This window comes from Hymenobacter sp. BT730 (assembly GCF_030542105.1).
In the GTDB taxonomy this organism is placed as follows: Bacteria; Bacteroidota; Bacteroidia; order Cytophagales; family Hymenobacteraceae; genus Hymenobacter.
In genome coordinates, this window is the sequence record NZ_JAUOFB010000001.1 from 1,514,952 (window position 1) to 1,533,219 (window position 18,268).

The 18,268-nt window shown below is 56.0% G+C and carries 11 protein-coding genes, 1 tRNA gene and 1 pseudogene; 10 read left to right on the plus strand and 3 right to left on the minus strand.

From position 1 onward, the window contains the following. Positions 1-34: 34 nt before the first annotated feature. On the minus strand, positions 35-4,603 hold the full coding sequence (locus tag Q4G72_RS06550; protein WP_303310600.1) for a translocation/assembly module TamB domain-containing protein: 4,569 nt from the start codon (positions 4,601-4,603) through the stop codon (positions 35-37). A 248-nt stretch (positions 4,604-4,851) separates the two neighbouring features. Between Q4G72_RS06550 and tsaD the strand changes: the two genes are divergently transcribed. The 5 genes from tsaD to Q4G72_RS06575 all read left to right on the plus strand — a co-directional run bounded on the left by tsaD (position 4,852) and on the right by Q4G72_RS06575 (position 8,497). Further along, positions 4,852-5,862 (plus strand): tRNA (adenosine(37)-N6)-threonylcarbamoyltransferase complex transferase subunit TsaD, encoded by a 1,011-nt coding sequence (gene tsaD, locus Q4G72_RS06555; protein WP_303310601.1) that lies wholly within the window; start codon positions 4,852-4,854, stop codon positions 5,860-5,862. A gap of 9 nt (positions 5,863-5,871) precedes the next feature. Continuing rightward, positions 5,872-6,276, plus strand: a complete 405-nt coding sequence (locus Q4G72_RS06560) for a thioesterase family protein (protein WP_303310602.1) — start codon at positions 5,872-5,874, stop codon at positions 6,274-6,276. Between the two features lie 93 nt (positions 6,277-6,369). Further along, positions 6,370-6,843: an SsrA-binding protein SmpB gene (smpB, locus tag Q4G72_RS06565; protein ID WP_054411663.1), complete on the plus strand. Its 474-nt coding sequence runs from the start codon at positions 6,370-6,372 to the stop codon at positions 6,841-6,843. 104 nt (positions 6,844-6,947) lie between these two features. Next, positions 6,948-7,751: a C40 family peptidase gene (locus Q4G72_RS06570; RefSeq protein ID WP_303310603.1), complete on the plus strand. Its 804-nt coding sequence runs from the start codon at positions 6,948-6,950 to the stop codon at positions 7,749-7,751. A 251-nt stretch (positions 7,752-8,002) separates the two neighbouring features. After that, positions 8,003-8,497 carry an HNH endonuclease gene (locus Q4G72_RS06575; RefSeq protein ID WP_303310691.1) on the plus strand — a complete coding sequence of 165 codons (495 nt, stop codon included), beginning with the start codon at positions 8,003-8,005 and terminating at the stop codon, positions 8,495-8,497. An 83-nt stretch (positions 8,498-8,580) separates the two neighbouring features. On the opposite strand, the gene Q4G72_RS06580 is transcribed toward Q4G72_RS06575, so the two are convergent. Beyond that, a complete protein-coding gene (locus Q4G72_RS06580; protein WP_303310604.1) occupies positions 8,581-9,429 on the minus strand; it encodes an alpha/beta fold hydrolase in 849 nt (282 codons plus the stop codon). Positions 9,430-9,831: 402 nt separating this feature from the next. Here Q4G72_RS06580 and Q4G72_RS06585 point away from each other — a divergent pair, with 402 nt between their 5' ends. The 5 genes and pseudogenes from Q4G72_RS06585 to cphA all read left to right on the plus strand — a co-directional run bounded on the left by Q4G72_RS06585 (position 9,832) and on the right by cphA (position 17,147). Next, entirely contained in the window at positions 9,832-10,896 is a 1,065-nt protein-coding gene (locus Q4G72_RS06585; protein WP_303310605.1) for a fatty acid desaturase family protein, read from the plus strand. Positions 10,897-10,985: 89 nt separating this feature from the next. Then, complete coding sequence (locus Q4G72_RS06590; protein ID WP_303310606.1) at positions 10,986-11,636, plus strand: hypothetical protein; 651 nt, start codon at positions 10,986-10,988, stop codon at positions 11,634-11,636. Positions 11,637-11,798: 162 nt separating this feature from the next. Then, positions 11,799-13,580: pseudogene (rpsA, locus tag Q4G72_RS06595) on the plus strand (30S ribosomal protein S1); the annotation flags it as partial. Positions 13,581-14,179: 599 nt separating this feature from the next. Then, positions 14,180-14,250, plus strand: a tRNA-Cys gene (locus Q4G72_RS06600). A 257-nt stretch (positions 14,251-14,507) separates the two neighbouring features. Next, the gene (gene cphA, locus Q4G72_RS06605; protein WP_303310608.1) at positions 14,508-17,147 is read left to right on the plus strand and encodes a cyanophycin synthetase; all 2,640 of its coding nucleotides are present in this window, start codon (positions 14,508-14,510) and stop codon (positions 17,145-17,147) included. Positions 17,148-17,299: 152 nt separating this feature from the next. Here cphA and Q4G72_RS06610 read toward each other — a convergent pair whose 3' ends face one another. Further along, the gene (locus Q4G72_RS06610) at positions 17,300-18,247 is read right to left on the minus strand and encodes a DUF8428 domain-containing protein (RefSeq protein WP_303310609.1); all 948 of its coding nucleotides are present in this window, start codon (positions 18,245-18,247) and stop codon (positions 17,300-17,302) included. Positions 18,248-18,268: the final 21 nt, after the last annotated feature.

Below are 18,268 nucleotides of genomic sequence, written 5' to 3' on the forward strand. Positions count from 1 at the left end.
TGATACCGGCCACCAACAACACTTAACCGGCAACTCAATTAATAACCGTTCGGGGGTCATCGTCCACGTTCAGCTGTTCGCGGGCTTTGCGGCGGGCTTCGTCCCGGCGGTTCAGTCGCTTGCGGGCAAACAGCTCGTGCAGGGAGTTAAACTGCTCTGTATGGAGCACGCTAATGCCGGCCCGTGACTGGTTGGCGGTTGTGTACAGCGGATTATCACGGGAGGTAGTCTCGTAGCGCAGACGCACGCGCAGCTTGCCGTCTTCGCGCAGGAAGTATTCCACGCTCAGGTCGCCCAGCAGAGACGACTGCGTGGTGAGGCCGGTTTGGGTAGAGGTAGTGGAATTGCTGAAGCCGCCTTCCCGCGTTACGCGCAGGCGGCCCCCCATCAGGTTATAACTCAGACGCACTTGCAAGGCCTGCAACTCCTCGGGCGTTACCCCATTAATATTGAAGGCAATTTCCAGGTTAGGGTCAATCTGGGCGGTGAGCAAACCCAACTGGGTAGATATAATTTGTCCCAGGCTATTGCCAAAGGCATTATCCTGCCCTGAAAACTTGGTTACCGAGGCTAAAGACCCAGGTGAGGCCAGCTGTCGGAAAACAATCAGACTAAATACCTGCCGGTTCAGCTCCTGCTCATCATTTCGGAGCGAAGCAATAAAGGAGTTGATTTCGCCTTCTGCTGTGGAGGGAATGTCATTGAATTCCAGGTTCAGCTGAATCACGGGCAGCAGCAAGGGGCCCGTCAGATTCATCACGGCCGTCACCGGCACGGTGGCGTTGCTATTGGCCACAATGGGCTGAATAGAGGTGCGCTGTGTGTAGGTGCCGGTCACGTTTAGTTGCCCGTCCAGTGGGTCGCCGTTCCAGCTGATGGTGCCACCCGGCCGCACCTGGAACTCCTTGTTCACCAGCCCCTGTAGGGTGAAATTGTATAGGCCGCGCACAATCTCCACTTGCCCAAACATGTTGAACTCACCCCGGGTATCAATATTCAGGCGCAACTGCCCGCTGGCCGTGCCCCGAATCACGTCACCGGTGCTTTCATCCAGCAGAATCTCGATGTAAGCGTCCGGGGTAATATCCAGATTGAAATTCAGCCGCAACCCCGATAAGTCTACCTGACCAGTAGTAACCACGGGTACCTGCGCCGTAGTGGCGGTATCAGGCAGGTTGCGGTTTACAAATTTGATATAGTTGGCTTTTTCAGCTTTTGCCGCGTTGTCCAGGGGCAGGGAGAAACGGGTGCCATCTTCGCTGCGGGCTGTTACATTCACCACCAGGTCGTCGGTGGGGCCGGTTATGTGGGCTTCGCCGGTGGCGTAGGCGGTGCCGAAATACAGTTCGTTATCCTTGCGGGTGGTGTTCAACACCTGCAGCTTGCGGAAGGTAGCATGCAAGGCCAAGGACATATCCCGAAAGCCCTTGTGGTAAATGTTGCCGTTCAGGGTGCCGGAGTTACCCAGCGGGTCGCGCAGACGGATGTTGCGGAAGGCAATCCGGTCTTCGGCAAACCGAATCCGGTCGGAGAAGGTGTAGGTGGTGTTCAGGTAGTCAAAAGTGAGCTGCCCGTCCGTTACATCCAGGGAGCCCACCAGATTAGGCGCGGCCAGGCGGCCTGTCAGGCGAAGGGTGCCATCGGCGGTGCCGCCCATGTTGCTGAACAGGGTGTTGAGCAGCGGCTCAGCCAGCTTCACGGGGGCTTTGTCCAGCACCGCGGTTACGTTCAGCTGGTTTATCTCTTCACTAGGTTTATAAGTGCCGGCCAAGGCTACCAGGCGGGAGCCGTCGCGCAGCACATTGGCATTCAGGCGCAGCAGTTGGGAAGGGTTGTCCCAGTCGGCCACGCCGGCTACATCGCCAATGAGGACATTGTCGAATACCAAGGAGTCAACATCCAGGCGGGCATTGGCTACCAGGTTGCCATACACGGCGCGCATATCGCCCACGGCATTCACGCGGCCCGTAATGTTTTGCTTCGTGACGGAGTTCAGGGTGCCGAGTTCAAAATTCTGCACGGCCAGGCGCAGTAGCTTTGTTGGGTCACGGGAAATCTGTCCCTGGGCGTTTACGCTCTGCTCCCCATTGGCCAGGTTCAGGTTCTGAATATCGATTTCCTTGCCCCCGCCGGAAATCACCACCGAGTTTTCGGCCGCAATGGTCCAGTCGCGCCCCAGCAGGTTCACCCCCGACTGCCGGAACACAATACGCACGGCATCGGGCAAAAATACCAGCGCCCCGTTAATCTGCGCCCGGTTGGTGGTGCCGGTTTGGGCCAGAGAAGTAGAGAAATTGATTTTCTCCTGGTCCCACACGCCTTCCACGTAGAAGTTCTCGGTGGGGCCCAGCGTCGGCAGGTTCTGCTTCTCGGAGGTGATGTTGGCCTGGGCCAGCACTTCCGGCTGGTAGGGCAACTTGGAGGTAGTAAAGTCGAATTCCGTGTTCTTGGTCCGCACGCTGTCATACTGCAGCGCATCGAAATGACCGCCCAGCGAGAATATGGAGGTGTTGCCGTTACGGAAGGAACCGTCAATCCGGGAGTAATCAGAGAGAGTAAGGCCGGGCACAAATACCTTCAGCGCCGGGTTGGGATGCTTCAGATACAGATTCAGCTGAATAGCGTAATCGGGGGTGGGCTGCCGGCGCTTGCGACGGTAGTAGGCGGCGGTGGCGGCCTCGTCGCTGGCAAAGTTGAGGCGGTATTCCTCCAGCAGCACGTTTACATCGCGCAGTACCCGCGTGAAGTCGAAGTTGCCCACGGCCGTGAGGTCGGCTAGCTCCGAGCGGATGGCTAAGCGGCGCTGCCCGTCCGGGTCGCGGCGCGAGAAAACGTCAAACGTGTCAATAGCTACCACGCGGCCATTGTAGCCCAGGCGCGAATCGCGCAGCACAATAGTACCCAGCAGGTTGTCCAGCTTCAGGCCCTGAAACCGGACATCGGCGGTAGTGGAAAGCGTGAAATTCTGCTTGGTGAGGCCAATGGCGCGCAGGTTGGCACGCTGCACTTTGGCGCGCAGGTCAAAGGCCTGCCGGGCTTTGTTCAGGTCAATGCTGCCGTCGGCGGTGGCGCGCAGGTTGGGGTCATCAATGGAAAGCTTGCCTTGAAAGGCCTGCTTTCGGAACTGCCCGTTGGTGACGATGTTGCGGTAGCGGTAGCCCTGCAGCCAGATGCTTTGCACGGTAGCCTTAGCCGTGAGGCGGGCACCTTCCGGTGTAAAGCCCACGCCTTCCACGCGGCCATTCATGGTGATGTCGCGCACGGTGCTTTCATCGCCCAGCAGCTTACCCAGCTGGAAGCCCGTGGTTTTCACGTTGCCCTCGTAGCTGGAGTAGCGCGGGTCGGTCTTGAACTTGAGGTTCACGTCTGACACCACGTTGCCCAGTGCCGTCTGGAAAGCACCGTTGGCCACAAAGTCGTTGTAGAAGCCCTGGAACTCGCCATTCAGCTTCACGGTGCCCAGGCGCTGTACATACGGCCACCCGGAGTCCGGAATGTAGCGGCGAATGTCGCGCCCGTCGATAACAGAAGGCTTCAGGCGCATATCCACGAAGCTTTCCTTCAGGTTGGGCAGGCCTTCCACCCCAATATCACCCAGCACATGCGTGTTTTTGCCGTAGTGCACATCCAGGTTTTTGGTGTGGAAATCGTGCACGTAGCCTTTGGCCTCTCCCGAAAGCAGCACGGTTTCATGCAGGTCGCGGATGGCGGGCTGGGGCGCAAACTTGGCAATATCGTCGGAGTAGATGCGTGTGGGGGAGAGGCGGGCCGTGACGCGTACCGAGTCGTTGAAGTCGGTGAAGTTGAGGAAGTGCTTGTAGTCGAAGCGGACGTAGTGCTGCAGGTGGCTGCGGCCCACGCGCAGGTCGGTTTTATCGAACTCCCAGAACGTGGGCGCGAAAACCATGTCGGTGCTCAGCTTCTGCAGGCGGGTGCGGGACGGGGTATCCACCGCCTTCAAATCCCGCACTTCACTCATTATAGTATCCCCGCGCAGCTGAATGGCGTTAAAGTCGCCGTAAATGCTGTCGATGCGCATGTGACCGTAATCCATGGTGCGGCCGTAGTACGGCTCGCGGGCCACGTTCCGGCGGTCCAGCACAAAGCGGCCGTTGCGCAGGCCAATGGCATCAATCTTAAAATCGAAGGGCTTGGAGACTTTTGTGGTATCGGTAGGGCCAATTAAGCGCTTCACCGCGGCCAGAAATTCCGAAAGGTTGGTGCTGTCGGGCTGGTTGGCGTAGGTAATCATGGCGAAGCGCGGCTCCTCCAGCGTGAGCTTACCCACGTGCAGGTGGGTGGGGTCGAACACCGAAAACAGCTTGATGTCGGCATCGGCCCGGCCAATGTTGAACAGCTCATTACCGCGGCGGTCCAGCACGCGCACCTCTTCTAATAGCACCCGGGAAAACGGCCGCACATCTACGCGGCCCACCATTACTTTATGGCCCAGGCGCTTGGTAAGCATAGTAGCGGCCTTCTGCGCCAGGCGGGTTTGCACGCCCGGCAACCGCAGAGCTACTAGGGTGCCGCCCAGCACCACGGCCAGCAGCACAACCAGTACCAGCAGGGTTTTGAGCAGGATGGCAACGAAGCGTGGCACAGGTGGAATAAACGCAGTGGGAGAGTGGCGGAGTAGCGAAGATACAGGGTTCGGCCCAACCGTTGCCTAAAAGCAGGTATTTCGGGCACAGCCCGCAAACGTACGTGGGGCTGTTGGGGTTAAATGGGAAGCCTGCCTGACTGGGGCCAGTTAGGCACATACCGCTTTTACAACGACCTTTGCAGAGAAAATAAGCTGCAGTTGCTCAAAAAAGAAAACGGCAGTCTGATTCTGATAGAAGAACCCGCATGAACGCACCCGTAATTCTGGCTATTGAATCGTCCTGCGACGATACGTCGGCTGCCGTGATGGTAGGCGGCGAAATCCGATCCAACGTGGTGGCCACCCAGCAAGTGCACGAGCAATATGGCGGCGTGGTGCCCGAGCTGGCTTCCCGTGCCCACCAGCAGCATATTATTCCGGTGGTAGAAGCGGCACTGCAGCGCGCTGGCATTGCCAAAACCGAGCTGGATGCCGTGGCCTTTACCCAGGGCCCGGGCCTGCTAGGCTCCTTATTGGTCGGCAGCATGTTCGCCAAAAGCCTGGCTTTGGGGCTTGATAAGCCGCTGATTGCCGTAAACCACATGCGCGCCCACATTCTGGCGCACTTTATTCAGGAGCCGCGCCCCGCGTTTCCGTTTCTGTGCCTCACGGTAAGCGGTGGTCACACCCAATTGGTAGTAGTGCGCAGCCCCCAGGAAATGCAGGTCATCGGCCAGACCATTGATGATGCCGCCGGCGAGGCATTCGATAAAACCGCTAAGCTGCTGGGTTTGCCTTATCCTGGTGGCCCCCACTTGGATAAGCTGGCTCGGCAGGGCAACCCCACGCGCTTCCCGTTCCCGGTAGGTGCCATGCCCGGCTACGATTTCAGCTTCAGCGGCCTGAAAACGGCCGTGATGTACTTCCTGAAAAAGGAAATGGCCCAGAACCCGGGCTTCATTCAGGAAAACCAGGCTGACCTCTGCGCCAGCATTCAGCACACCATTATCCAGACGCTGCTGCGCCAACTGCGCCGCGCTGCCGCCGACCAGGGCCTTACTCATATTGCCCTGGCCGGCGGTGTAGCCGCCAACTCCGGCTTGCGCGAAGCCCTGCAGCAGGAAGCCGTTGCGCAAGGTTGGGAAGTGTTCATCCCCGAGTTTCAGTACTGCACCGATAATGCCGGCATGGTGGCCATGACGGCCCATTTTCAGTACCTGGCCGGCGACTTTACCACCCAGCTCACCAGCCCCGATCCGCGCCTGAAGCTGGCTTAACCCCGCAGCATGAAAAACCCCTTCCTCCCCGGCGACGTCCGCACCTATTCCATCCAGGTGAAGCCCTCTGATTTTGCGGTGCTGGATGGCAAGCTGATTCATGCCGTGCTCAGCACCTTTGCGCTGGGGCAGGCCCTGGAGTGGAGCAGCCGGCAGTTTGTGGAAGAAATGCTGGAAGATGGTGAGGAAGGAATTGGCACCATGCTCCATATAAAGCACCACGCCCCGGCTTTTGAAGGCGAAACCGTGGAATTTCAGGCTACTTTTGAGCATCTGGAAGGCCAGGAGCTGACCTGCCACGTAGAAGCCCGCGTGGGCGAGCGGCTGGTGGCTACCGGCCGCACCGGTCAGCGCATTGTAGATGGCGCCCGGCTGGCCGCCCGCTTTGCCCTGTTGCGCGAGTCGGCGGATTAGCCGGTTTCTCCCGTTCTTTCTGCGGGCTGCGCGCAACCTTACCGGGCTTATCTGCGAAGTCTGCATTACCCGCCCACCGGCGGCAAACCCCTCATGGCAAAACAAAAAGACGATACTCCCAAGCGCATCAGCATCCTGAACCGCCGTGCCAGCCACGAATATGCGTTTCTGGTGAAGTATGATGCGGGCATGATGCTGCAAGGCACGGAAATAAAAAGCATCCGCGACGGCAACGTGAACCTGCAGGACGGCTTCTGCACCTTTCATTCCGATGGCAGCCTGTGGGTGCACAACCTGAGCATTGCGCAGTATGCCCTGGGCACCTATAACAACCACGAGCCCAAGCGCGAGCGGAAGCTACTGCTCAATAAGCGGGAACTGCGCCAGCTAGCCGATAAAAGTCAGGAGCAAGGCCTCACCATTATTCCCATCCGCTTGTTCGTCACCGACCGGGGCTTTGCCAAGCTGGAAATAGCCCTGGCCAAAGGCAAAAAGCTCTACGACAAGCGCGAAGACCTGAAAGCCAAGGACCAGAAGCGCGAAATGGACCGCCTGCGGGATTATTAATCGAGGAACAAAGCTTCGGTCGTAAAAAACCGGCCCGCTGCATTTCGGGTACCCTGATAATTCCCCAAATTTGCTCTTCTTCCTTTTAGTTTAGAATTCTTCTTTTGGAATACGGAATCTGCGCGTTGAGCGCCGTGCCGGTACGCGCCGAGCCTACCGATAAAGCCGAACTGGTAACCGAGTTAATGTTTGGCGAATGCTACAGCGTGCTGCAAACGCAGGGCCAGTGGCACCAGATCCGTATTGCCGCCGACCAGTACGTGGGCTGGATGGATTTCAAACAGCACACGCCCGTCACCAGCGAGTATTTTACTGCCTGGCAGCAGCAGGACCACCCGCGCAGCCTGGACGTGGTGCAGATAGTAAGCGAGAGTAAAAGCCGTATTCCGGTGACACTGGGCTGCCGCCTACCCTTTTTTGATGGCATGACGCTGCGCCTGGGCCAGCACCAGTACTTCTACAACGGCGCGGCTACCAACCCCCAGAACGGCCACGGCCCGCAAGGTCCCCAGGATCAGCGCCTGCGCCTGCTCATCAAAATTGCCCAGCTCTATTTGAAAGCGCCCTACGTGTGGGGCGGCAAAAGCATTTTTGGGCTAGACTGCTCCGGGCTGGTGCAGCAGCTCTATGGCCTGATTGGGGTGCCGCTCCCGCGCGATGCCCGCCAGCAGATAGACCACGGCCAGACGGTGCACTTCGTGGCCCAGTCCCGCGCCGGCGACCTGGCCTTCTTCGATAATGCCGATGGCAACATTGTGCACGTAGGCCTTATTCTCGATGACCAGACCATCCTGCACGCCCACGGCGAAGTCCGCATCGACCCGCTCGACCATAATGGCATCTTCAACCGCGACCGGCAGAAGTACTCCCACAAGCTACGCCTGATTAAGCGCATGCTAGTCGACTAGCAAAGTAAACAATTCTCCAGAGGCATTAGCCTTTAGCATACAGAAAGCCCCGGACGTCTGCCCCGACATCCGGGGCTTTCTGTTGATTGGCAAGGTGGGGCTTCAGTAGAGGAAGACTAAAGATATTCTCCGGCTTACCACACAAAATTTATAAGCGCTACCCGATAAAACTAGCAGGCTGAAACTGTTGTTAATGCGCTTAGAATCATCTAGCTTTCGTTAATCCTCAGATGATTCTTGCCACCGTGTATATGGACCAGAAAGTACTTGTGCTAAACGGCGACTATACCGCCATAACGCTCTGCAGCGTGCAGAAGGCGTTTGTCCTGCTCTTCCTCGATAAAGCTGAAATGATTGCCAAGACGGAGGGCGGTTTTCTGCGCACTATCAGTGAGGCATATCCCAAGCCTAGTATCATCCGGTTGCAGCGTTACGTGCGTGTGCCCTACAAAGGCATTGCCCTGAGCCGGCACAACATCATGAAGCGCGACCATTTCGAGTGCCAGTACTGCGGCTCCACCAAAAACCTGACGCTGGACCACGTGCTGCCCCGCAGCCGCGGCGGCGACTCCAGTTGGGGCAATCTGCTCACGGCCTGCTCCCGCTGCAACCATGCCAAAGGCCATCGAACGCCGAATGAAGCCGGGCTCACTATCAGGCAGCAGCCTAAAAAACCCACGCTTGCCGGTTTCCTCAAGCTTAGTGCCGGTACCATTGACGAAAACTGGCACGCCTATCTACACTAACGGCAGCAGGCTCTTAAGCTCGCTGCCGTTTTTTTTACCTCGTGTAGGCTTCCTTCCTCCCTCTAAGAGTAAGCAGAAGGCTGCTAGCTGACCTCTTTTCCGGCCACAAAAGGCAGAATGTCTTTGTTCAGCTTGTCCTTTTCGGTAATAAAAAGGCCGTGGGGGGCTCCTTTGTAGACCTTATAAGTAGCGTGAGGCACAAACTCCTTCATACGGGCCCCGCTCACTTCAATCGGTACGGTTTCATCCTGGTCGCCGTGAATAATTAAGGTCGGCACTTTAATAGTGGGCAGGTCGCGGCGGAAGTCGGTTTCAGCGAAAGAGTGGGCGCAGGCTTCCGTAGCGCGTGGCGAGCCCAGCATTACCAAAGACTGGTTCCAGTCCAGGGTGGCGTCGCTCACGGGGTGGCTAATGAGGCCCACACCGTAGAATTTCTTGGCGAAGGACCGCATGAAGTCGGGCCGGTCTTTTTCCAGGCCTTCAAATATGCCGGTGAAAGCTGATTCCGGGGCACCGTCCGGGTTATCGGCCGTTTTCAGCAGGAAAGGCGTTACGGCCGAAACAAAGGCTACCTGACTCACGCGGGCGCCGCCGTGCCGGCTCATGTAACGGGCTACTTCGCCGCCAGCCATAGAAAAGCCCACCAAGGTCACGCTCTGCAGGTTCAGCTCATCCAGCACAGCTTTCAGGTCGTCGGCCAGGGTGTCGTAGTCGTAGCCATCCCAGGGCTTATCGGAGTTGCCGAAGCCCCGGCGCGTATAGGCTATTACCCGTACACCATGCTTGGGCAGCTCTTTCAGTTGATATTCCCAGGATTCGTGATTCAGGGGCCAGCCATGAATCAGGACGATTGGAGCGCCCTGGCCTAGGTCCGTATAGTGTAGTTTTACGGGGTGGCCATTGGCATCGGGGCCGGCTTTAATGTAGCTCATATCAGGAGGGGTGCAGTAAAGGTGAAAGAATAGTGTTGCTACATACGAGCCCTTTTAGATAAGCGGACCTGCCGGAACAATATGTTGTACATGATGTGGCACAAGGCAGTCTAACTCGTCCGTTTTCTCGTATAGGATTTACGCACTGCAGTTACTGTCCAGCTAGGCTGCTGGCCGGGGTTTCACCGCCAACATCTGCCTGCCGGCGGCTAGTGGCGGCCTCTTACTTCTGAACCATTCCATTGTCGAGCCTGTCCTAGATGAGCTAGAAAGGCCTACGGCGGCTCCCAACTTTTGGCGGGGAAGCGCTCTGACTTAATAAAATCCGGCTTTTTTACGGCTGATGCGGCGTTAACGCAGCAGTTGGCGGTACCTTTGTCGCCATTCTTTTTACCCATTTCAATGCAAGCACCCAAATTTGCCGCGTCACGCTCTTTCCACCAGGAGCTTAAGCGCCGCACCAATGCCTATTTCGCTGAGGCGGGCACTGCCCCCACCGGCAACAAAAGCCTGTACTTCAAAGCCATTCTCCTCACGGCCTCCTTTGTAGCCGTGTACCTGCACTTAGTGTTTCTGACGCCTCCTGCCTGGGTGGCCGTACTGGAATGCGCCTTGCTGGGCGGTATTGGAGCCGCTATTGGCTTTAATGTGATGCACGATGGCGCCCACGGCTCCTTCAGCAAATCCAAGTGGCTGAACCAGTTTGCCGCCTTCACCCTGAACGTAATGGGCGGCAGCTCCTTCATGTGGAATGCTAAGCACAACCTCATTCATCACATGTACACCAACGTGGAAGGCGTGGACGACGACCTGAATGCCCAGCCCTGGCTGCGCCTCAGCCCCGACCAGCCTCGCCGTATGCTCCACCGCTTTCAGCACCTATACTTCTGGTTCTTTTACGCCCTGCTGTTTATTGCCTGGATTTTCTACATGGATTACCAGAAATATTTCCAGCGGAAAATAGGGGAGATGCCCATCAAGAAAATGACTGCCACCGACGAGGGCGTGTTCTGGGGCTTTAAGGTGCTGCACCTGGGCCTTTTTGTGGCTTTGCCTATTTATATGGTGGGCTTTCTGCCCTGGCTGATTGGCTTCGCCGTCTTTGCCTGTGTGGCTGGCTTCTCGCTCAGCATTGTGTTCCAGCTGGCGCATACCGTAGAGCACACCAGCTTTGTAGTGCCCCACGCCACCACCAACAAGATTGAGGACGAGTGGGCCATTCACCAGATTAAAACCACTGCCAACTTTGCCACCGACAGCAAAATCATCAGCTGGCTGGTAGGCGGCCTCAACTTCCAGGTAGAACACCACCTGTTCCCTACCATCTCCCACGTGCACTACCCGGCCCTGAACAAGATTCTGCGCCAGATGTGCCTGGAGTTCGGCATTGAGTACAATGAATACCCGAACATGCGCTATGCGGTGGCTTCACACGTGGCGCACTTGCGGCAGCTGGGACGTCGGTAAAGAATCGTTATATTTTGTGTCAAAAACACAACGGCCCGCTTCAATTGAAGCGGGCCGTTGTGTTTACTTTGTATTTCACAATTTTAAGAATGAAGCAAACTATCCTTTTTATCTGCGTGCTGGTATCGTCTGCCTGTTCTATTGAAAACAAAAACGAACAAGCATTACCTGCACAAACGACTTTGACGAAGCCGAAAGCCGAGATGGATGCGCTAATCTACATTAGCCGCCTAGATTCAGAGGAAACTGAGCGGTTGTCTGCAGTAGTCAAGCAAGAGCATCAACTAAATACGCTTATGGCCCATAACGATACTGTTATTCTCGTATTGGAGAATCGGGCGCTGTTCTTCCCACTGGGGAAATACCCAAGTTTGTCCGCTATCCGAAATCAATATTTACAACTCACACATCAGGTTAACGGCAACGAGGAGATTAGTACTGATGAGATGCATATTAGTGCAGATACGGTCAAGTTCATCAAGACGAATGAGGAGGCGGAGGTATATATCGTGGCAGGCAGAATAACGGGCACCTCATTGAAGCTGGCTAATGGGGTTATGGTAGGAATGAGCAAAAACGATTTTTTAAAACAGTATTTCTCGCACATTCCCCAGTTGCTGGTGCAGGGCGGGCAAGTGATTGAGCTGGTATCGGCGTTGGATGGAATAAAGCATTACTACACCTTCAGAAATCAGAAACTTACCGCTATTGAGTTTACCTCGGACTATGTGCTTGACTAGCTGCTAAAACTATCAACTGACACTCATATTTCCCCCCAAACTCCCTATCTTTGCGCCCCCGCCAGGGTGGCGGGCCGGCGCTTTTGCGCTGTGGATCAAACAAAAACGCGTTCCGGAGGCGGGCCCTGCGCCGGACGTGTACATAAGGGCCAACCATATCATATGGCAGAAGTAGTAGACAACTTCGACTGGGACAACGTTGGAGCCAGCGGCTTCGGTGGTAATTATACCGCTGAGCAGCGCGCCGAAATGGAGCAGATGTACGGTGAGACCCTCACCACAGTACAGGAAGAAGAAGTAGTAAAAGGCACCGTGGTAGGTATCACCGACCGCGACGTAATCCTGAACATCGGCTTTAAGTCCGACGGTTTGGTGCCCCTCTCCGAATTCCGCGACCTGACCGACCTCAAAATCGGTGACCAGGTAGAGGTATTCATCGAGGACCAGGAAGATTCCAACGGTCAGCTGATCCTGTCGCGCAAGAAGGCGAAGATCAAGCAGGCCTGGAAAGCCATCTACGATGCACTGGAGAATGACACCATCCTGGAAGGCGTTGTAAAGCGTCGTACCAAAGGTGGTCTGATCATGGACCTGGACGGCGTAGAAGCCTTCCTGCCCGGCTCGCAGATTGATGTGAAGCCTATCCGTGACTTCGACATCTATGTAGGTCGTCGCATGGAAGTGAAAGTGGTGAAAATCAACGCTGCTTTCGACAACGTGGTAGTTTCGCACAAAGTCCTGATCGAGAAAGACCTCGAGAAGCAGCGCGAAGCCATCCTCAACAACCTGGAAAAAGGCCAGATCCTCGAGGGCGTTATCAAGAACATGACCAACTTCGGTGTGTTCATCGACCTGGGCGGCGTAGACGGCCTGCTGCACATCACCGACATCTCGTGGGGCCGTATCGCGCACCCGAGCGAAGTGCTGCAGCTGGACCAGAAGCTGAACGTAGTAGTTCTGGATTTCGACGAAGCCAAGAAGCGTATTTCGCTGGGCCTGAAGCAGCTGACTCCTCACCCATGGGATTCTCTGCCCCAGGACCTGCAGCCTGGCTCGAAAGTGAAAGGCCGCATCGTGAACGTAGCCGACTATGGCGCATTCATGGAAATTGTACCTGGCGTAGAAGGCCTGATCCACGTTTCAGAAATGAGCTGGAGCCAGCACCTGCGCAACCCGCAGGACTTCATCAAGCAGGGCGACGTGGTAGAGGCTCAGATTCTGACCCTGGACCGCGAAGACCGCAAGATGAGCCTGGGTATCAAGCAGCTGAGCGAAGATCCATGGACTCGTGGCGACTTCGGCACCAAGTACGCCGTAGGTACCAAGCACAACGGTCTGGTGCGTAACCTGACCAACTTCGGCCTGTTCGTAGAGCTGGAAGAAGGTGTTGACGGCCTCGTACACGTTTCCGACCTGTCCTGGACCAAGAAGATCAAGCATCCTTCGGAAGTAGTGAAGGTAGGCGACCGTCTGGACGTAGTAGTTCTGGAACTGGACGTTGCCAACCGTCGTCTGGCCCTGGGCCACAAGCAGCTGGAAGAAAACCCCTGGGATACTTTCCAGACGGTATTCACCCCCGGCTCGGTGCACAAGGCTACCATCACGGAGAAAACCGACCGTGGCGCAGTTCTCGAACTGCCTTACGGCATCGAAGGCTTCGCTTATCCGAAGTCGCTGGCCAAAGAAGACGGCTCGCAGGCTGAAAACGGCGAGCAGCTCGACTTCCGCGTGGTAGAATTCTCCAAGGATGACCGTCGCATCGTACTGTCGCACACTGCTGTATTTAACCAGCAGCAGGAAGACGACAGCCGCGCTTCGAAGTTCACCAAGAAGAAGACCACAGGTGGTGCTGCCGGTGCTCCTGCACAAGGCGAAGGCAAGCTGAGCGACCTCAAGAAGCCCGCAACGGCTGAGAAGTCGACCCTCGGTGACCTGGATGCTCTGTCCGCTCTGCGCGACAAGATGATGGGCAACGAGCGTGAGGCTGGTGAGCAGAAGCTGAAAACCAGCGCTGCTCCTAAGAAAGCCGCTAAAGCTGAGGCTACGGAAGCTCCTGAAACTGCCGAAGCTCCCGCAGCTACGGAAGAAGGTGGCCTGCTCTCCACTATCACCGGTGCCGCTTCGGCCGCTTTCGATAAAGCTAAAGAAGTTGCTGGTGAGGCCATCGACGCTGCTACCCACTCCGATGCTTTCAACAAAGCCAAGGAAGTAGCCGGCGACGTGGTAGAGAAGGTAACGGAAGTTGCCGGCGACGTAGTTGACAAAGCCAAAGACCTGATTGCCGGCGACGAAGCCGAAGGCAAGAAGGACGAAGAGAAAGCCTAAGCTTTTCTCCTCTGAGTAAAGAAAGCCCCGGAGCAATCCGGGGCTTTTTTGTTTGCTATGGTCTCGGGGTGAAGGGTGGTTAATATCAACGCAAAAACTACCCAGTGAACGGCCCAATCATCTGCTCAGAACGCCAGCAACTTAGCACCGGTAATGCGAAAAAGTGCCTCTGAGTTTGGCAGAAGCCAGATAATGGTGTATGTTTGCGTCCCCAATCCGGTGACGTGACCGAGTGGCTAGGTAGAGGTCTGCAAAACCTCCTACAGCGGTTCGAATCCGCTCGTCACCTCTTTTTTCCTAGTTCCTGTTTTCTATTGCCTAGTGCCCCAGCCGATTAGCCCCGGCTGGGGTTTTGGCTTTTTAGGCCCTTCCGGTAAAGAGTTTGGCTGGAAGCAGAGGAAAAATCACGACCTTCCGGCAAGGTAGCCAGCGGCTTAGCAGAAGCGCGCGTAAAAATAATGGGGTGAGCTCCCAAAGTGACTATCCATAGGCCGCTTTGCTCCGTAGAACTGCGCACGAAGCACAAATACCCACCCTAATCCCTCTATGAAAATTGTAGAACTGCGCACCATGCGCGGACCGAGTTACTGGTCGGTCAAACATCACAAGTTGATTGTCCTGAAGGTGAACCTGGAGGAATTTGCAGGTAAGTGGTCGAATGAGTTTCCGGGGTTGGACAAGCGGCTGACGAAGTTACTGCCGGATCTGGGACAGGAGAAAACGCATACCTCCTATACCCAGCAACAAGCGCTGAAACACCCGCCACTCACGCAGGAAATGCTGGCTGATGGTGAGCCGCTGGGCCACATCATTCAGCACGTAGCCCTGGAGTTGCAGCGCTTGGCTGGTATGCCGGTGCATTGGGGCAAGTCCTATCCGGCGCATGAGCCCGGTGTAGAGTATGTAGTATTCTGCTACCAGGAAGAGCGCGCCGGCCGCCGGGCCGCCGAAGCCGCCGTGGAGATTGTGGAGGCACTCTGCAAAAAGCAGAAAATCAACATCAAGCCCATTATTGACGAGCTGCACGATATCCGGGAGGAAGAATTCTTCGGCCCGAGTACCTACAGCATTGTGGCCGAGGCTGCCTCGCGCAATATTCCCTACATACAGCTCAAGAACAGCAACATTATTCAGTTGGGCTATGGGGTAAACCAGAAGCGCATCTGGGCTACTACCACCAGCTATACCTCGCACGCCGGGGTAGAGGTGGCGGGCAATAAGAACCGCACCAAAGCCCTGCTGCACGATGCGGGCGTACCCGTGCCCCGCGGCACCACCGTGTACTCCCCCGATGGCCTGCGCGACGCCATTGAGGAGCTGGGTTTCCCCATCGTAACCAAGCCGCTGGACGGCAACCACGGCAAAGGCGCCAGCATCAATATCACGAACTGGAAAGATGCACTGGCGGGCCTGAAAGCCGCCCAGGCGTATTCCAGAGCCGTTATTGTAGAACAGTTTGTGGTGGGCCATGACTACCGCCTCCTGGTGGTAAATGGCAAGCTCGTAGCTGCCGCCCGCCGTACCCCCGCCAGTGTAACCGGCAACGGCAAAAGCACTATTCAGCAGCTGATTGATGAAGTAAATAAGGACCCGCGCCGCGGCGTAGGCCACGAGAAGGTGCTCACCCAGATAAAAGCCGATAAGCACACCGTCGATTTGCTGAAGGCCCAGGGGCTTACGGTAAAATCGGTGCTGCCGGCCGGTGAGGTGATGTATCTGAAGAGCACGGCCAACATCAGTACGGGCGGCACTGCCACCGATGTGACCGACCAGGTAGACCCCTACAACGTGCTGCTGGCCGAGCGGGTAGCCGGCATCGTGGGCCTCGATATCTGCGGCATCGACCTACTGACGACCGACATTGCCATTCCGCTGAATGAAACCCGCGGCGCTGTGATTGAAGTGAATGCCGCGCCTGGCTTCCGCATGCACATTTCGCCTACCGAAGGCTTAGCCCGCAACGTGGCGGCTCCGGTAGTAGACATGCTGTTCCCCCGGGGCAGCACCTCGCGCATTCCTATCATTGCCATAACCGGTACCAACGGCAAAACCACTACTACCCGCCTGATAGCCCATATGGTATCTTCGCGCGGCTACAAAGTGGGCTTCACCACCACCGATGGTATCTACATTCAGGGCCGGCAGCTGCAGAAAGGCGACTGCACCGGCGGGCAGAGCGCGGAGTTTGTCTTGAAAGACCCAACCGTAAACTTTGCGGTGCTGGAAACCGCCCGCGGCGGGATGCTGCGCTCCGGTCTGGGCTTCCATACCTGTGATATTGCCGTTGTAACCAACGTGGCCGCTGACCACCTGGGCATGCGCGACATTAATACCGTGGAGGAAATGGCGCAGGTGAAGGGCGTATTGCCCCGCACCGTGCGCAAAAGCGGCTGGGCGGTGCTCAATGCCGATGATGACCTGGTATATGCTATGCGTGAGAAGCTGGATTGCCGCGTAGCCCTGTTCAGCATGAACGAGCACAGCCCACGCATTCTGGACCACGTAGAAAATGGGGGAGTGGCAGCCGTGTTCGAGGAAGGCTACATTTCCATCTACAAAAACAGCTACAAGCTGCGCATAGACCGGGCCGCGGAATTTCCCATTACGTTTGGCGGCCGCGCCCGCTTCAACATCGAAAACTCCCTGGCTACGGCTCTGACCGGCTACCTGTGCGGCTTTGAGCGTGACGATATCAAAACCGCGCTGCGCACCTTCGTGCCTTCGGCCACTAAAACGCCGGGCCGCATGAATGTGTACAAGTTTCCGAAGTTTGAGGTCATTGTGGACTATGCTCACAATACCCACGGCATCAGCAAGTTTGCGGAGTTTCTGAATGATACTCCGGCATCCCGTAAAATCGGGATTGTATCAGGACTGGGCGACCGGCGCGAAGAAGATACGCTGGGCTTTGCCCGTATAGCCGGCCAGATCTTCGATGAGATAATTCTGCGCCAGGACCGGGACCTGCGCGGCAAAACGGCCGAGGAGCTTCGGGAATTGATGACCCGGGGCCTGCAACTGGATAAACCAAAATTGCCTATCACCTACATTGAAGACGAAATGGAGGCTATTGACTATGCCTTGGAGAATGCTCCCCAAGGTGCTGTAGTGGTCTTGTTCACGGAAAACATAGCCGGCGCTGTTAAGAAGCTGGATGCATATGAAGCCAGCATCAATAAAGAATAACGGCGGCCAGAGCTTGTGAGAGCCATATCGGCTGAATAGCTAGAATCCATAAAAAAGCCCCGCTACGAGCTTGTAGCGGGGCTTTTTTATAAGGTTAGGGTTTAGAAGGATAGCCCATTGCGACTCTACCTACTCCACCATTCCTTTGTTTATTACTTCAGTGTGAACTTGGTAGTGCCAATCAGGTAACCATCGGCGTACAGTTCTACGGTATGAACGCCGGGCTTATAGCTGGTGCCTTTGGCATACACGAATTGTACGTTCTGCTTGGTATTATCGAATACCATGTCCTGCTTGGCGGTGTAAAAGGCTTCAGCGCCATCTACCATAAAGGTGCCACCGCCGGTGCTCAGATTGTAAAGAGCCGAGCCATCAGGCTCAATCAGGCGCATCATGATTTGCTTGGTTTCCTTCGGGGCCACATCGTTGCGAGCCAGGTTGAAGGCCACTTTCACTTTCTCTACGCGCTTGGCTTTAAACACATCATCGTCATCATCTTTCTCCTTGCCACGAGCATTGATGACGTTTACGCGAATGTTTTCGGCCTGGAGGCGAGAGGCAATGCTCACCTTCTCATTCAGCTCCTGGTTGGTGCGGGCAATGGTAGTAATGGTGTCAGTAAGCTTGTTTTGGCGCTCTTTCAGCGTGGTTGTCTCTGTATAAAGAGCCTCATTATCGGCCTTTAGCTTAGCAATTTCTTCGTCTTTTTGCTTTAGCTGGCGCTCAAAGTTGGTGGCCCGGTCGCGGAAGCGCTTCTGCTCTGAGAGAGTAAAGCTACCAGCGCGGAAAGAGCGCAGCTTCAGCAAGTCGGCATTAATAGCGGCAATTTTGTTTTCCAAGGAATCATTTGCCAGGCCCATGGACTGCACTTCCTGGCTCTGACGCTCAAAATCAGCTTTCAGCGCTTCATATTGCTTGATTTGCTCCTCCAGCTTGGCGTCTTTGGCTTGCACATCAGCAGTGAGCTGCTCATTTTGCTTGCCCTTTTGCTGGTTCATGTAGAAAAGGACGCCGTTGATGCCCAGTAGCACCAGGATGAGGGCTACAATCAGCAGCACGCGGCTGTTATTCTTGGGCTCCGGATTTTGGGCTTGTTCCATTAGAAAGGGGTTAAGTTAAAC

Coding starts and splice junctions, on each gene's coding strand:
- Q4G72_RS06560 (WP_303310602.1), top strand. CDS start 5,872: ATGAAAAACCCCTTCCTCCCCGGCGACGTCCGCACCTATTCCATCCAG.
- Q4G72_RS06575 (WP_303310691.1), top strand. CDS start 8,003: ATGGACCAGAAAGTACTTGTGCTAAACGGCGACTATACCGCCATAACG.
- Q4G72_RS06580 (WP_303310604.1), bottom strand. CDS start 9,429: ATGAGCTACATTAAAGCCGGCCCCGATGCCAATGGCCACCCCGTAAAA.
- Q4G72_RS06585 (WP_303310605.1), top strand. CDS start 9,832: ATGCAAGCACCCAAATTTGCCGCGTCACGCTCTTTCCACCAGGAGCTT.
- smpB (WP_054411663.1), top strand. CDS start 6,370: ATGGCAAAACAAAAAGACGATACTCCCAAGCGCATCAGCATCCTGAAC.
- tsaD (WP_303310601.1), top strand. CDS start 4,852: ATGAACGCACCCGTAATTCTGGCTATTGAATCGTCCTGCGACGATACG.
- cphA (WP_303310608.1), top strand. CDS start 14,508: ATGAAAATTGTAGAACTGCGCACCATGCGCGGACCGAGTTACTGGTCG.
- Q4G72_RS06590 (WP_303310606.1), top strand. CDS start 10,986: ATGAAGCAAACTATCCTTTTTATCTGCGTGCTGGTATCGTCTGCCTGT.
- Q4G72_RS06610 (WP_303310609.1), bottom strand. CDS start 18,247: ATGGAACAAGCCCAAAATCCGGAGCCCAAGAATAACAGCCGCGTGCTG.